The following is a 14,389-nucleotide window of genomic DNA, read 5'->3' on the forward strand; positions in this document are numbered from 1 at the left end:
TCCCTGACAATTAATTGGTACTGCGCAACTCGTAATTCAGGCCCAGGCCGATCGACTTCGCAAAGGGAATCAGCTGGTTGAAATACAGGGATACGCCGTCAACCTTGTTGCCGACCGTGGATTTGGGAACGAACACGATATCGCCGCGTTTCAACAGCACCGGCGCGGTCATGCCACCGGCATCCGCCCAGAGGAACTTGCTGTAGTCGAAAAAGTAGGTCTTGTAGAGCCCGTTTTCTTCCTGGCGCAGCAGTGCGACCTGGCCAGCGTCGGCGTCCAGCGCCACGCCGCCTGCGCCGAGAATCGCTTGATTGAGGTTGGTGGCCACATTGATCGGCAGCGTGACCGAGTTGCGCACCGCGCCGCCGACAAACACGGTATTGCCTGGCGACTGGGAAATATTGATGGTCAGCGCAGTCTCGCGGTAGACGTTCTGCAACTTGCTTTCCAGCAGATCATTGAGCTGTTGCAACGTCAGGCCGGCAGCCTTGACAGTGCCGATATAGGGGTAGGAAAAAGTGCCGTCGTTGAGCACCTGAAACAGGGTCAGTTCATAGATGGAGTTGGCCGTGAACGCCGAAATCGACGGGGCCTCGCCGCTATTGCGCACGATTCGCAAGGTGTCGCCAGGACGAATTCTCTCCGGCGGCAGCGGTTTGCCGGCAAGCGCGCGGCCAGCCGCCTGGCCGGCCTCGATCTGTGCACGGTCGTCGGGCAAACCCACCCTTGACGGGGTGTTGCACGCACTCAACAGCAATAAGCTGGCGATCAGCATCATGCTTTTCATTGGTCCTGAGCTCCTGTCATGCACAAATACGGCTCCCTTGCGGGTAATAAATTCATGTTGGCGGGTACTGCCTGTTCCGGTTGCTATCGATTCAGGCCGTTTACGTGAACGGCGCTTTTTATAGGTGTGCGTTTACAGGTGTGTGTTTATAGATGTGCGCTCAGCTCTTCACTGCCTTTTCAGGCACCCGTCCGTAGATGTCGGTAAACCGCACGATGTCGTCTTCACCCAGGTACTCGCCGCTCTGCACCTCGATCATCACCAGATCGATGACGCCGGGGTTGACCAGCCGGTGCGTGAAGCCCGGTTTGATAAACGTCGATTCGTTGGTGTCGAGCATGAATTCGCGCTCGCCGTTGGTCACCGTGGCCATGCCGCTGACCACGATCCAGTGTTCGCTGCGGTGGTGGTGCATCTGCAACGACAGGGACGCCTGCGGGCGAACCACGATGCGTTTGATCTTGAAGCGCTTGCCTTCTTCGAGCACGGTGTAGGTGCCCCAGGGGCGGGTGACGGTGCGGTGCAGGCGGTACGCATCATGGCCCTGGCGCTTGAGTTCCTGGGCAATGATCTTGACGTCCTGGCTGCGGCGACCGTCTGCGATCAGCAAGGCGTCGGGGGTGTCGATGATGATCAGGTTATCGAGACCGACAGCGCCGACCAGCCGTTTGGGGGAGTCGATGTAACAGCTGCTGACGTCATGCAGCACCGTTTCACCGTTGCAATGGTTGCCCTGCGCATCGACGGGAGACAGCTCGCGCACCGCCTGCCACGAACCGATGTCGCTCCAGCCAAGCTGGCAGGGCACCACGGCGACCTTGTCGGAACGCTCCATCAGCGCGTAGTCGATGGAAATGTCCGGGGTCAGTGCAAACGACTCACTGTCCAGTTCGATCTGCAGTTCGCGACCGCCTTCCTTGCGCTGGCTCGCCGCCATGCAGGTGCTGACCGCGCTGAGTACGTCGGGCGCGTGGGTCTGCAATTCGCGCAACACGGCGTCGGCGCGCATGCAGAACATGCCCGCATTCCAAAGGTGCAGACCGCTCTGCAGATAGCCCTGCGCAACGGCCGCATCGGGTTTTTCGACAAAGCGGGCGACCTGACAGGCGTCAGCGTTGAGCGCCTGGCCTTTTTCGATGTAGCCAAAACCGGTTTCCGGTGCGGTCGGCACGATACCGAAGGTGACCAGCCAGCCCTCGGCGGCCAGTGCCTGGGCGGCGGCCACAGCTTTGGAAAAGGCCGCTACATCAGTGATCAGGTGATCGGCCGGCAGCACCAGCAATTGTGCATCGTCGCCATACAGCGTGCTGACATGCAGCGCGGCGGCGGCAATGGCCGCTGCCGTATTGCGGCCGAAGGGTTCGAGGATGAAATCCAGGCGCGCATGGCTTTTGTTCAGCAGCCGATAGTCGTCCACCGTGCGAAAATACACTTCCCGGTTGGTGACGGTCAGCAAGCGGTCTACGCCAGACAGGCCAGCGGCACGCAAAAATGTTTTCTGCAGCAGACTTTCGCCATCGGGCAGGCGCATGAACGGTTTGGGCATGGCTTCGCGCGATACGGGCCACAAGCGTGTCCCGGAGCCGCCAGCGATAATGCAGGGAATGAGGATGCTCATCAGTAAGCCTCACGAGTGAATAGCACTGCAGGCACAGTGCGCATTAGGATGTACAGGTCGAACCAGACGGACCAGTTTTCTATGTACTCAAGATCGAACTCGACGCGTTTTTCGATTTTTTCCACGGTGTCTGTTTCACCACGATAGCCGTTGATCTGCGCCAGCCCGGTAATGCCGGGTTTGACGCGATGTCGCGACGTGTACTCCTTCACCGCTTGCTCGAAGAGGATGCCGGCTGCCTTGGTCGCGGTCGCATGTGGGCGCGGCCCTACCATCGACATGCTGCCCGCTGCCACGTTGAACAGTTGGGGCAGTTCATCCAGGCTGGTCTTGCGAATGAAGCGCCCGACGCGGGTGATTCTGGAATCGCCCCGGGTGGTCTGTTGCTCGGCCGTCGCGTCGGCCTGGTGCTGATGCATGGAGCGGAACTTGAACACTTCGATCAGGCGATTGTTGTAGCCATAACGCTTCTGGCGAAACAGCACCGGGCCTGGCGAATCGAGCTTGATCGCCAGCGCTACCAGCAGCATCACCGGCGACAGCAGCAGCAAGGCCAGCGAGGAGAGGACAATATCCTCAGCGCGCTTGATGAACGGTGACCAGCCGTTGAGGGGCAAGTCCGAGGCGTTGAACATCGGCAGCCTGGCGACTTCGGTAATGCGGTTGTGGGTGTGCCGAAAAGCAATCATGTCGGGCACCAGCAGCACATTGACCGGTAACCGGCGCAGCTCGCGGATGATGTAATCCATGCGGTTTTCCGCGGTCCACGGCAGGGCCACCAGCACCTGGGTCACTTTCTCTTCACGAATCAGCCGTTCCAGATCGCTGGTGTTGCCCAGCAGCGGAAGGTTGGCGACAGTCTTGGGCATACGGCCAATGCGGTCATCGATAAAGCCGGTCACGCCTGAACGAATGTCCTGATGTTCAAGCAGGTATTCGGCCAGGCGCAGGCCGTTTTCCGTGGCACCCAGAATCACCGCATTTTGCAGAAACACGCCCTTGCGCATCTGGTGCTTGAACAGCATCAGCAGCAACAGGCGAATGACGCCGAACAGGGCAAGGCTGGTCAGGTACCAGATAAGCAGTTCTTCATTGGAGAGATAACCGAACAGCCCCATTGCCTGTTGCATGAACAGCAAAAGCCCGAAGGCGGCCGTCCAGGCAAGTGCCATTGCGCCCATGCGCAGGTCATTGCTGAACAGTGCCTCGGAATAAACGCCCATGGCCTGAAACACCAATACGCCGACACAGCCGAAAAACAGCAGCATGGTCAGGTAACTTTGCGGTGTTTGCAGGCTGTTGTCCTTGATCAGCAAAAGAATCGCCAGACCGGGCAGAATGCAGGCAACGCCGTGAGCCAGGCGGATACCAAACAGAAAGTATTCGACCAGGCTGGTACGGGTGAGTGAAAGACTGCCAACGGGCTGCAACCTCATAGAACTCCCTTTCTACCTGTATACGTCTGAACCCTGCGGATCCTGGACGTCTCTCGATGGTGTGTTTGAGGAGTCAAAAAACTATCTCTTCGCAGATAATGATCAAGCGTAGTCAGCTAAATGTCACAAGGCTGAGCAATGCGGACTGTATTTTGTGAATATCACTGTGTACATGTCGTCCGGTGGAGAATTTTATTTAAACCTTTTCAACCGTTTGAAGATAAAACTTCATTCAAACGGGTGGGTGTGGGCGTCAGTAAAGCTCATGAAACAAAGGGCGTCAGTACGAAAATGTTCAAATGCTGATGCAACGTTGTATCCAGAAACGCCGACTCCGGGTTTTATCCCGTGTCGGCGGGGTTGAACGCCTTCTCGATGACGTGAATTTTTTTCTGCAACCAATGGGTTTTTTTGAGTTGGCCGGGGTCACAGTCATGCGTCGTGCGAAATGTACGCGGGCGCTGATACAGAAAGAGCGTCGCTCGCAGATTTTGATCGGTACAGTTCGGCAGGGGAGGTGTCATGACACAACGCAGGGCAATGCTCATTCTTCACGGCAAGCAGTCACTCAACGAAGACGTGCGTGATGCTGTCGCAGACAAGCGCAAGCAGGGCTGGGAGCTGGACGTTCGGCTGACCTGGGAGGCGGGCGATGCGCAGCGTCTGGTCAATGAAGCGCTGGCGGCCGGGCACCGGCATATTGTGGCGGGCGGCGGTGACGGCACCTTGCGTGACATTGCCGAAGCCCTGGCGCTGGCTGAAACCAAGGCCAGTCTGACCATCCTGCCGCTGGGCACTGCCAACGATTTTGCCCGTGCTGCCGGTGTGCCGCTTGATGTGTCGAAGGCCCTGCAACTCATGGACGTGGCGCCGCGCGCTGTCGATCTGGGCGAGGTGGGCGGCAAGCTGTTTCTCAACATGGCCACGGGTGGTTTTGGCAGCCAGGTGACGGCCAATACGTCCGAAGACCTGAAGAAAGTGCTGGGTGGCGCGGCCTATCTGTTCACCGGCCTGACTCGCTTCAGCGAACTGCATGCCGCTCATGGCGAGCTCACGGGGCCGGATTTCCACTGGCGCGGCGATCTGCTCGCGCTGGGCATCGGCAATGGCCGCCAGGCGGGCGGTGGGCACGAGCTGTGCCCGACCGCGCTGGCCGACGACGGTCTGCTCGACATAAGCATCCTGCCAGCACCGCAGGAAGTGGTTGGCACGCTCAGAAGCCTGCTGGAAGGCGGCCTGGGCATCGACAACATGTTTATCCGTGCACGCCTGCCCTGGGTGGAACTCAAGTCGGCTCAGGGGCTGGACATCAATCTTGACGGCGAGCCGCTGTCGGGCGAGGACCTGCGCTTCGTCGCGCGGCCGGGGGCCTTGCAGGTGCACCTGCCTGCAAACTCGCCGGTGCTAGGCAGCACGCCGCTGCTCAATCGTCCAGACTGATAATCCGTTCGCGCACGCAAAACAGCACCAATCCTGCGACGTCGAAAATCTGCAGCCGTTTCATGATCTGCGAGCGGTGAGTCTCGACCGTCTTGATGCTCAGGCCCAGGCCGCTGGCGATTTCTCGTGTGGACTTGCCACGCACAATCAGGCGCAGGATTTCCAATTGGCGAGCGGTGAGGTTGCAACGTTCTCTCGCCGCCCTGGCCCGTTGGGCCCGCGTACCGTGCGCCGCACGCTCAAGAACAGTATGGGCGATGGCCGGGCTCAGGTAACGTTCATCGTTACGCAGCGCTTCCAGTGCCTGTTCCAGTTCAGTTGCGGTGGTGTCCTTGAGCAGATAGCCACGAGCGCCTGCGTCGAGCGCACGCGCGACCATGTCCGGGTCGGTATGCATCGACAGGATGAGCACCTTGCAGTGCGGTTGCACCTTGAACAGTTGCTTCAACGCGTCGAAGCCGTCGATGCTCTTCATCCAGATGTCGAGCAGGATGATATCGGGCTCCAGGCGCTGTGCCAGGCCTGATAGCTGCGCGCCGTCAGCCGCTTCGCCGACGATGGCGTAACCCGGTATGTCAGCGACCAGCGCTCGCACACCGGCTCTGATCAGGGAGTGGTCGTCGACCAGTAACAGATTGCAGGTCATTGTGGCTTCTTGTGCAAATTGGCCCGCTCATGAGTGCGAGCGGCCCTTCTTCAACCCTGAAGACAATGGACGAAAATGGCTGAAGTGACAATGCCTCTTCAATGGCAGTGCAAAGGCTATTCAACCGTCAGGCGTGAACAGACGTTACTGCCGGGCTGCATCCTTTGCAGAGCTCGACGCTGTCGAACCGCTGGCCAGTTTTTCGAGCAATTCCAGTTGTTCGTTGGTGTCCATCGGCAACTCGCCCGTCTGCGGATCAAGAAGTTCGACCTGCCAGGAAATCAGCATCAGACAGTTTTTAACCGTCAGCAGTGTTTCCTGTGACAGTTCGTGGGCTCGATGCCCTGTTTTCAGTAACACACACAACTGACGCGAGAAATCGGCAATACAGGGAACAGAAGCGGCTTCCGCTTCCTGACCCAGTTTGCGCAGGGTAGTCAGAAGGCAGCCGGTTGCATCTTCGTCATTGGGAATCAACTCCAGATGCGAAAGACATTCTTCGGACGTATAGAGAAGCGCCTGAGACGTGCTCAGGAACTGATCATGTTTGTGCTGCCAATCGTTGTTGCTCAGCATCCTTTGTCTCCACTGATCATGGATAGCGAACTTCCGCCCGCGGCGAATGGCTGACAGTTAATGTCGATTTCAAACAAAAGTATGTAGGGCATTTCCGATTGTTGCCAGTGCCGCTTGGTTGCAGGGCTTGAGAAGCGGACACGAACCGGACTCCATTCATGTATTGAGAATGGCGTCACAATAGTGGCAATCAGATGTTGATCATATCAGGTTATCCCTGATTGACTTTTTGCGGGCTGGAGAGGCGCTGAATCAAATATTTTCAGGTGGCAGGTCGATAACGCAGGTTTGTCGCGGTCTTCGTCGGTTTGAGATGCGACACCAGTAAAGCGTGATGGTAAAGTGACATCAGTGCTTGGGCGTTGCCGTTCATCGCCATTAAAGGTCCGGATGGTTTCAGCCGATACACATTCAACAGACTCATCGTGACCATCGCTTCAGGAGCTAATAATGGCAGGCATTCTCGACACAGTAGATCAGCGCACACAGTTGGTGGGCGAGAATCGCCTGGAAATTCTCATGTTTCGCCTTGCCGGTCGGCAATTGTTCGCGATCAACGTGTTCAAGGTTCAGGAAGTGCTGCAGCTTCCCAAGCTGACCCTTATGCCGCAACGCCACTCATTCGTCTGTGGGGTGGTCAACCTGCGTGGTCAGACCCTCCCGGTGATCGACCTTTCCCAGGCCATCGGTATGCGCCCGTTGGTGCCAGGCCCTGGCAGTACCATCATCGTCACCGAATACAATCGCTCGGTTCAGGCGTTTCTGGTCGGCGGTGTGGATCGCATCGTCAACATGAACTGGGATGCAATCATGCCGCCGCCGGTCAGTGCCGGCCGCCAGCATTATCTGACCGCCATCAGCAAGGTCGATGACCAGTTGGTGGAAATCATCGACGTCGAAAAAGTCCTTGCCGAGATCGTGCCTTACAACGCCAAGGTGTCGCGCGAGAAGCTCGAAGACCCGGTGCTGGAGAACGCACGGGGTCGTGAAGTGCTGCTGGTCGACGATTCCAAGGTGGCACTGTCGCAGTTGCGTGACACGCTGTCTCAGTTGGGCCTGAAGCTGCATGTGGCCAGCGACGGCCTCAAGGCGCTGAATATGCTCAAGGGCTGGGCAGATGCAGGCGAGAACGTGCAGGAAAAACTGCTGATGGTGTTCACCGACGCAGAAATGCCGGAAATGGACGGCTACCGCCTGACGACCGAGATCCGTAACGATCCCCGTTTGCGCAGCCTGTACATCGTTCTGCACACCTCTCTGTCCGGCAGCTTCAACGAATCGATGGTGAAGAAGGTCGGTTGCGACAACTTCCTGTCCAAGTTCCAGCCCGACAAGCTCGTCGAAGTGGTGCGTGAGCGCCTGTTGATGGTGATCTGAAACCGCTGATCACAGATGCCTGCCGCTCCGGCTTGATATAAGCTTTGACGTTCGCCTCAAAGCTTATCGAGCCCTCAAAGGAACCGGCCCTCATGTTACGTCTCAGCTCGCTCTATCGTTTCCCCCTCAAATCCTGCAAGGCTGAGGCGTTGCCGCGCGCATCGTTTGACCGGTTGGGGTTGGCGGGGGATCGACGCTGGATGCTGGTCGACGAAAGCAACGGGCGGTTTTTCACCCAGCGGGCGCTGCCGCACATGTCCCGGCTGTCGGTGTTGTGGAATGCCGACGGTGGTGTAACCCTTTCTGCGCCTGGTTTCGAGCCTCTGGATGTCGCGGTGCCGCTGGACATCGACGCCAATCTGCGCGGTGTGACCGTCTGGAGCGACTCGCTGCGAGTGCCGGACGCCGGCGATGCGGCGGCCGAGTGGGTCAGCAGGTTTATCGGCAAGCCCACACGCATGGTGTACCTGCCAGTCGAGCGTGCTCGGTGGATGCCCAGCGGCTATGGGTCAGTCGATGATCGGGTGAATTTTGCCGATGGTTTCCCGTTGCTGCTTATCGGCCAGGGTTCACTGGATGACCTCTCGGCGCGTCTTGGCCGGTCGATGGAAATGCTGCGTTTCAGGCCCAATCTGGTGATCGAAGGCGCCGAGGCCTTTGCCGAGGATGGCTGGAAACGTATCCGCATCGGCGATATCGAATTCCGCCTGCTCAAGCCCTGTGCGCGCTGCATCCTGACCACCATCGACCCGGCCACCGGCGAGCGTAGTCCTGACCGCGAACCGTTCGCCACGCTCAAGACTTATCGGGAAGTGGAGGGCAATGTGCTGTTTGGCCAGAACATGGTCAATGACGGGCCGGGCGAGCTGGAAGTGGGCATGCCGGTGCACGTGCTCGAATAGCAGCGTCCGGCGGCAAGGGTGCTCTGCGCAGCACCCTTGCCAACGACTTACAGATCGTCGAAGAAGCGTTCGTGCCAGTCCACCAGCGGCTGTGGCGAATTGAGCTTCTGGCCGTAGATCACCGAATAAGACAACACGTTCTGCACGTACTGTCGGGTTTCGTCGAACGGGATGCTTTCAACCCAGACGTCGAAGGCCAGATGGTTGGCACCCTTGAGCCATTGACGCACGCGCCCGGGGCCTGCGTTGTAGGCAGCAGAGGCGAGCACGCGGTTGCCGTTGAACTGGGCGTGCACCGAGCTCAGGTAGGCAGCGCCGAGCTGAATGTTGGTGTCCGGGTCCAGCACCTGCTGCGGGGAAGACAGCGGGATGCTGAACTTGCGGGCAGTTTCCTTGGCGGTGGCCGGCATCAGTTGCATCAGGCCGCTGGCACCGACGCCTGAGCGAGCGTCGTCCATGAAGGCGCTCTCCTGACGGGTGATGGCGAACACCCAGCTTGAGTGCAGGCCGCGGACCTTGGCTTCGCGCACCAGCGTGTCGCGGCGTGCCATCGGGAAGCGAATGTCCAGGTCATCCCAGTACTGCGCCTGACTGATCGTGCGGATGGCCGGGAAGTACCACTTCAGGTCGTAAGCCAGTTTGGCCTGGGCAACCATTTCATCGCGGTTGAACAGGCGGCTGACGTGATACCACTCGCGCCGCCCGTCGACGATTTCGCCGCGATCATGAAACTCCAGCGCGCGACGCACCCCCGGCGTGTTGCGCACCTTGTTGATCAGCGCCTGGCTGAGCACCAGCGGTTTGTTGTTGAGTTGATAAGGGCTCTGGGTGCGGTCTGCCGCCAGAAAACCGTAGAAGTCACGCTCCTTGGCCACGTCCTTGTACAGAGAAGCAATCAGCGGGCTGTTGGGTTGGGCCAGTTCCAGAGAGCGCGCCTCCCAGTAGCGCCAGCGATTGGTTGCAGCGAGATCCTTGGGCAGGCGGCGCGCCAGTTCGTAGGCCTCTTCCCAGCGCCCAAGGCGCAACAGCAGGCGCAAGCGCCACTCGGTTACGGTGTTGTCGCGCAGTTCTGGATCATATTTGGTCATGACCTCCAGCGCCCGGTCGTCGTAGCGACGTGCCAGGGTCAGGCCGATTTCCTTGGCGATTTCTACCTGCTCTTCACGGGAGAAGTGCATGGTCGCCGAGTAACCGTCGAGCATCGACAGGGCTTTTTGCGGATCGTCCTTGGCCAGGCGGCGCAGGCCAAGGCCGACCACGTCGGACATGGCCTCATCGACCGGCGCAAATTGCCCCGGGTTACTGACCATGTCCGGCTTCTGTGCGACAGCCAGCAGCAGGCGTCCTTGCGGTGCCAGGGAGTTGAGGCTGTTGACCAGTGTGTTGGCCAGGCTGTAATTGCGCGCCTGAGCCGCCAGTTTGGCCCGCTGCCAGCGCTTCTGTTCGGTCAGTTGGCCGGCGGCTGCCCACTGGGCGAAAAAGCCGTCACAGGCTGCTGGTAATGTTTTGCCGGTCATCCAGAGCTTTTCGGCGCTGGCGTAACCTTCGGCGCGCTGGTTGTTGTTCAACTGGTACTGCCCGTACAGGCAGTCCAGTTCGACGAAATTCATCTTCGGGTCGTAATACTTGACGAAGGGCTGCCAGTCGCCACGGTCTGCCAGCCAGCGCAACCAGCGCAGCTTCATCCAGTTGGCCTGGGGCAGGTCGCCATGCTCGGCAAGAAACTTCTCGATTTCTGCATTGCTGGCGGTTTTCAGGCGAGCGGTCAACTCGTCGTATTCGAGGTAAGGCTCCAGCGGATAGTCGGCCAGCGCCGTGCTGTACATCTGATAAGGGCCTGAATCGCCCTTGGCCAGCGCACGTTTCGCTTCGTCGTAATACTTGCGTTGTTGGTTGAGGTCTACCGCATGAGCAGTCTGGACGGCGGTGGTGGAGAGGAGCAGGCACGATAAAAAGCTGAACAAACGACTGCGCATGAGACTTCCGAGCAGATGAGTCGTGAAAAGTATCGCTAGCTTAGCCTTTTGCCAGCGCATGGTGAAAGCATTGCCGACAAGCTTGACTCATGTAGCAATAATTACCGGTTATAAAGGGCCGATGGATGTCATCAAGGGTGCCATGAATCCCGACATCCGCCTGTTATCTCAGGTAGAATGCGCGCCCGGTTTTTGGAGAAGCTCATGACCCTGCTCAAATTCAGCGATGTGTCCCTTGCTTTCGGCGCCATGCCGTTATTGGACAAGGTGTCCTGGCAGATCGCCCGTGGTGAGCGGGTGTGCATCATTGGCCGTAACGGCACAGGCAAGTCCAGCATGTTGAAGCTGGTGAAAGGCGTTCAGAAGCCCGATGACGGCGCTGTCTGGCGTGCGCCAGGCCTCAAGATCGGCGAATTGCCCCAGGAATTGCCGGTAGCCGACGGACGGACAGTGTTCGACGTGGTGGCCGAAGGTCTGGATGGCGTAGGCGCCTTGTTGGCTGAATATCACCACCTGGCGCAGAACTGCGTCACCGAGGAAGACCTGAACAAGCTGATGCATGTTCAGCAGGACCTCGAAGCCCGTGACGGCTGGCGTTTGCAGCAACTGGTCGACAGCACCCTGAGCCGTCTGCAGTTGCCTGCCGACAAGACGCTGGCCGAGCTGTCCGGCGGCTGGCGTCGTCGCGTCCTGCTGGCTCAGGCGCTGGTTTCCGAGCCAGACCTGTTGCTGCTCGACGAACCGACCAACCACCTGGACATCGGTGCCATTGCCTGGCTTGAAGAAGCCCTCAAGGAATTCCAGGGCGCTGTGCTGTTCATCACGCACGACCGGGCATTCCTGCAAAACCTTGCCACGCGCATTCTGGAGCTGGATCGCGGCGGCCTGATCGACTGGAACGGCGACTACGCCAGCTTCCTGGTCCACAAGGAAGCTGCACTGGCAGCCGAAGAAACCGCCAATGCGCTCTTCGACAAGCGTCTGGCTCAGGAAGAAGTCTGGATCCGCCAGGGCATCAAGGCCCGCCGTACCCGTAACGAAGGCCGTGTGCGCGCCCTCAAGGAGCTGCGTGTAGAGCGTAGCGAACGTCGTGAGCGTACCGGCAAGGCCAACATCCAGCTGGACACCGCCGAGAAATCCGGCAAACAGGTCATGATCCTCGACAACGTCAGCTTTGCCCACCCGGGCGGCCCGATGCTGATCAAGGACTTCTCCATGGTCCTGCAGCGCGAAGACCGTATCGGTCTGCTGGGTGCGAACGGTACCGGCAAGACCACACTGCTCAAGCTGATGCTCGACAACCTGCAGCCTACCGGCGGCAAGGTTGAAGTGGGTACGCGTCTGGACGTGGCGTATTTCGACCAGTTGCGTCACCAGCTCGATCTGGAAAAGACCGTGATCGACAACGTCGCCGAAGGCCGTGACTTCATCGACATCGATGGCCAGAGCCGTCACGTCCTGAGTTACCTCGGCGATTTCCTGTTAAGCCCGCAGCGTGCCCGCACGCCGGTCAAGGCGCTGTCTGGTGGCGAGCGTGCCCGTCTGTTGCTGGCCAAGCTGTTCAGCAAGCCAGCCAACCTGCTGGTACTCGACGAACCGACCAACGACCTCGACGTTGAAACCCTCGAGCTGCTCGAAGAAGTGCTGCTGACCTTCAAGGGCACCGTGCTGATGGTCAGTCACGACCGGGCATTCCTCGACAACGTCGTCACCAGCACGCTGGTGTTTGAAGGCGAGGGCAAGGTGCGCGAGTACGTGGGCGGTTATCAGGACTGGCTGCGTCAGGGCGGTTCGCCGCGTCTGCTGGGCGTTGCCGACACCAAGTCGGGCAAGGCTGAACTGGCCAGTGCGGTGGTGCAGGCTGCACCTGTAGCGGCTCAGGACATGCCGGTCGCGAAAAAGAAACTCAGCTACAAGCTTCAGCGTGAGCTGGAAGCGTTGCCGGCGCAGATCGACGAAGTGGAAGGCAAGATGGCCGTCCTCAACGCCGAGATGGCCGAGCCGGGTTTCTACCAGCGTTCTGCAGAGCAGACCGCGGCGGTGCTTGCTCAGCTGGAAAACCTGCAGGCCGATCTGGACAAGCTGCTGGAGCGTTGGGCCGAACTGGACGAGTGATCGTCTGACCTGTTCGTGCCATGTAGAAAAGCCCGGGTAACCGGGCTTTTTGCTATAGCCGGTTCAGATTACTCCGGCTTGCGGGCATCCGCTTTCTTGAGGCTCACTGCCAGCACATCGCAGGGCGCACCGTGCAGAACGTCATTGGCAGTGGAGCCGAGCAGCAAGGCCAGGCCGTGGCGACCATGGCTGCCGACGACGATCAGGTCGCATGCCTGATTCTTCGCCAACTGATGGATTTCCTGGCGTGGCTGACCGTAGACCAGATGGCTTTCGCCCCACTTGACGTCCAGGTCTTTGTATTTGTCCTGTACCTGTTTGAGTTTTTCCTTGGCCTGGTCGAATTGCTGTTGCTGCAATTGCGAGAGGTCCATGGGTACATCGCCGCCGAAAGCCATCGCCATAGGCTCGACGATGTGCACGATCGACAACTTCGTGCCGCTGGCTTTGGCCAGCAGGCTGGCGCGGCGGATGACCGGATCACACTCATCGGTGAGGTCAATGGCAACCAGAATGTGTTCGTATGGCATTAGGGTGTCCTCCGGGAAAATTGCGATGCTGAGAGTATGGCTCTTTCGTTCGCATCTGGGCAGACCCTTGTGCAAGCCATTGTTTTCAAAATTGTTGTGAACAGCCTGTAATCGGGCGGAGGCAAGAAATATGACGGTCTGGATCGTCCTGTCAATCATTGGTGTGATGTTGAGCCCGCTTGTCTGGCTGCGTCCATCGCGCCATCAGAGCGGCAGGATGGCGTTGCGCATGGAGGCAAGGCGCATGGGCATGGGCATGCAGCTCACGCCGCAAGAATGGCCGCACTGGTTGGCGAAAGAGCCGCCGAGCCCTTGTGCCCAATACCATCGACCGCGCCGGGCTGCCAGCACAGACGCCTGGGTGTACTGGCAGAGCGAGCCGGGCGTCTGGCGCAACCGCTGGCGCGAGGCCTGCGAGGATGCTCGGTTATTGACCCACCTGGCTACGTTGCCCGCAGACGTATTCAAGGTCGAGGCTGACAACCAGATGATTGCGCTGTACTGGGCAGAGCGGGGCGAGCCGGAAGTGTTACAGCGTATAGACGCCATGCTCAAGGCATTGGCCTGAGACTGACTCACAGGCATCAAATCGCAGGCAATAAAAAGCCCGATAACAACATCGGGCCGGGGTTGGCCAGGCAGGCCGATAATTCGTCGCGTGCCGACAGGCTTTCTCTGCCATGTCGGCCTTCGCTGTTGCGCACCCGCAAATCAGCTGCATTGCGAGCCTCTTGTGGCGCAGTTCTGCGACTCTAGACCTTTTGCTCCTTTTTGTCGCTATTTCTGCAACTATTTTTGCCTATGCTCTCGGGTGGTGCGTTTTGGTCTGCTTTTTTTTGAAAATCGGGGGGATGTTCATAATGGTCCGCCCGGAATCACACCGTGCTTTATGCACTGAGTGACGCTTCACGTCACAGATCTGCGCCGCACATTCAAGATCGGACGCAGAGCGTCCAGAACGGCATGCGACGCGGAGCGTCGCACGA

Annotated in this window: 14 protein-coding genes; 6 read left to right on the top strand and 8 right to left on the bottom strand. The window is 59.0% G+C overall.

What is annotated here, in order from left to right; all coding sequences use genetic code 11:
* Window positions 1–10: 10 nt before the first annotated feature.
* The 4 genes from DW49_RS0111740 to DW49_RS0111755 all read right to left on the bottom strand — a co-directional run bounded on the left by DW49_RS0111740 (window position 11) and on the right by DW49_RS0111755 (window position 4,365).
* Window positions 11–787: a polysaccharide biosynthesis/export family protein gene (locus tag DW49_RS0111740; protein WP_003378084.1), complete on the bottom strand. Its 777-nt coding sequence runs from the start codon at window positions 785–787 to the stop codon at window positions 11–13.
* A gap of 160 nt (window positions 788–947) precedes the next feature.
* A complete protein-coding gene (locus DW49_RS0111745; protein WP_005619274.1) occupies window positions 948–2,405 on the bottom strand; it encodes a mannose-1-phosphate guanylyltransferase/mannose-6-phosphate isomerase in 1,458 nt (485 codons plus the stop codon).
* A complete protein-coding gene (locus tag DW49_RS0111750) occupies window positions 2,405–3,841 on the bottom strand; it encodes an undecaprenyl-phosphate glucose phosphotransferase (RefSeq protein ID WP_005619272.1) in 1,437 nt (478 codons plus the stop codon). Before DW49_RS0111750 ends, DW49_RS0111745 begins: the two co-directional genes overlap by 1 nt.
* Before the next feature lie 341 nt (window positions 3,842–4,182).
* A complete protein-coding gene (locus DW49_RS0111755; protein ID WP_024420014.1) occupies window positions 4,183–4,365 on the bottom strand; it encodes a hypothetical protein in 183 nt (60 codons plus the stop codon).
* On the opposite strand from DW49_RS0111755, the gene yegS reads away from it, so the two are divergent.
* Window positions 4,364–5,281 (top strand): lipid kinase YegS, encoded by a 918-nt coding sequence (yegS, locus tag DW49_RS0111760; RefSeq protein WP_003378080.1) that lies wholly within the window; start codon window positions 4,364–4,366, stop codon window positions 5,279–5,281. The genes DW49_RS0111755 and yegS overlap by 2 nt on opposite strands.
* On the opposite strand, the gene DW49_RS0111765 is transcribed toward yegS, so the two are convergent.
* Together DW49_RS0111765 and DW49_RS0111770 are read right to left on the bottom strand one after the other, a co-directional pair.
* Window positions 5,265–5,927: a response regulator gene (locus DW49_RS0111765; protein ID WP_005619271.1), complete on the bottom strand. Its 663-nt coding sequence runs from the start codon at window positions 5,925–5,927 to the stop codon at window positions 5,265–5,267. The genes yegS and DW49_RS0111765 overlap by 17 nt on opposite strands.
* Before the next feature lie 144 nt (window positions 5,928–6,071).
* Entirely contained in the window at window positions 6,072–6,503 is a 432-nt protein-coding gene (locus DW49_RS0111770) for a hypothetical protein (RefSeq protein WP_005619270.1), read from the bottom strand.
* A gap of 450 nt (window positions 6,504–6,953) precedes the next feature.
* Between DW49_RS0111770 and DW49_RS0111775 the strand changes: the two genes are divergently transcribed.
* Together DW49_RS0111775 and DW49_RS0111780 are read left to right on the top strand one after the other, a co-directional pair.
* Window positions 6,954–7,880, top strand: a complete 927-nt coding sequence (locus DW49_RS0111775; protein WP_003378076.1) for a chemotaxis protein CheV — start codon at window positions 6,954–6,956, stop codon at window positions 7,878–7,880.
* A 92-nt stretch (window positions 7,881–7,972) separates the two neighbouring features.
* A complete protein-coding gene (locus DW49_RS0111780) occupies window positions 7,973–8,782 on the top strand; it encodes an MOSC domain-containing protein (RefSeq protein ID WP_005619268.1) in 810 nt (269 codons plus the stop codon).
* 47 nt (window positions 8,783–8,829) lie between these two features.
* On the opposite strand, the gene DW49_RS0111785 is transcribed toward DW49_RS0111780, so the two are convergent.
* Window positions 8,830–10,758 (bottom strand): transglycosylase SLT domain-containing protein, encoded by a 1,929-nt coding sequence (locus DW49_RS0111785; protein WP_024421242.1) that lies wholly within the window; start codon window positions 10,756–10,758, stop codon window positions 8,830–8,832.
* 204 nt (window positions 10,759–10,962) lie between these two features.
* Here DW49_RS0111785 and DW49_RS0111790 point away from each other — a divergent pair, with 204 nt between their 5' ends.
* Window positions 10,963–12,873: an ATP-binding cassette domain-containing protein gene (locus DW49_RS0111790; RefSeq protein ID WP_024421243.1), complete on the top strand. Its 1,911-nt coding sequence runs from the start codon at window positions 10,963–10,965 to the stop codon at window positions 12,871–12,873.
* Between the two features lie 68 nt (window positions 12,874–12,941).
* Here DW49_RS0111790 and DW49_RS0111795 read toward each other — a convergent pair whose 3' ends face one another.
* On the bottom strand, window positions 12,942–13,403 hold the full coding sequence (locus DW49_RS0111795) for a universal stress protein (protein WP_003378068.1): 462 nt from the start codon (window positions 13,401–13,403) through the stop codon (window positions 12,942–12,944).
* A gap of 130 nt (window positions 13,404–13,533) precedes the next feature.
* Here DW49_RS0111795 and DW49_RS0111800 point away from each other — a divergent pair, with 130 nt between their 5' ends.
* Both DW49_RS0111800 and DW49_RS1000000134025 read left to right on the top strand, forming a co-directional pair.
* The gene (locus DW49_RS0111800; RefSeq protein ID WP_005619265.1) at window positions 13,534–13,971 is read left to right on the top strand and encodes a hypothetical protein; all 438 of its coding nucleotides are present in this window, start codon (window positions 13,534–13,536) and stop codon (window positions 13,969–13,971) included.
* A 112-nt stretch (window positions 13,972–14,083) separates the two neighbouring features.
* Window positions 14,084–14,305: a hypothetical protein gene (locus tag DW49_RS1000000134025; protein ID WP_003378063.1), complete on the top strand. Its 222-nt coding sequence runs from the start codon at window positions 14,084–14,086 to the stop codon at window positions 14,303–14,305.
* Window positions 14,306–14,389 lie beyond the last annotated feature (84 nt).

Source organism: Pseudomonas avellanae BPIC 631 (genome assembly GCF_000444135.1).
GTDB classification, from domain to species: Bacteria; Pseudomonadota; Gammaproteobacteria; order Pseudomonadales; family Pseudomonadaceae; genus Aquipseudomonas; species Aquipseudomonas avellanae.